The 534-nt window shown below is 63.5% G+C and carries 1 protein-coding gene; it reads right to left on the bottom strand.

Annotation, left to right across the window (positions count from 1 at the left end; genetic code table 11):
• Nucleotides 1–69: 69 nt before the first annotated feature.
• Nucleotides 70–534 (bottom strand): aldehyde dehydrogenase family protein (locus tag EN964_RS36795; protein WP_127277617.1); only part of this gene is annotated, 465 nt, incomplete at its 5' end.

Here is a 534-nt window from a genome sequence, read left to right as displayed (position 1 = left end):
CTACGATGCGATCCGCTGCGCTTCGGAAGTAAGATCGGACTCTCGGAAAAACCGGCGCTGACGCCAGGCTCAAAGCGCGATCCACGCCGTCTTCAGTTCCAAATATTTCTCCAGCGCGTGAAGCGACTTGTCGCGGCCGAAACCGGACTGTTTGACGCCGCCGAGCGGCACGGTGATGTCGGCGCCGCCATAGGTGTTGACGTGGACGACGCCGGCATTGATGGCGCGCACCATGCGGTGTGCTGTGGAGAGGTTGGCGGTCCACACCGCCGAGGCGAGCCCGTAGACGGTCGAATTGGCAAGCCGCACCGCCTCCTCCTCGGTCTCGAAGCGCATGACGCCGAGCACTGGCCCGAACACCTCCTCGCGCGCAAGCTGCATGTCTTGCGTGACATTCTCGAAGATCGTCGGCGCCATGTAGCTGCCGCCGGTCTCGGTCAGAATCCGCTCGCCACCGGTGACCAGCTGGGCGCCTTCTTCGGTGGCTCTGGCGACGAAACCGAGATTCTTGTTCAGTTGCTCGGCGCTCGACAC

Source organism: Mesorhizobium sp. M7A.F.Ca.CA.001.10.2.1, from assembly GCF_003998575.1.
Lineage (GTDB): Bacteria > Pseudomonadota > Alphaproteobacteria > Rhizobiales > Rhizobiaceae > Mesorhizobium.
Note: the sequence above shows the minus strand (reverse complement) of the source record. Positions and strands in the feature narration are given on the sequence as shown.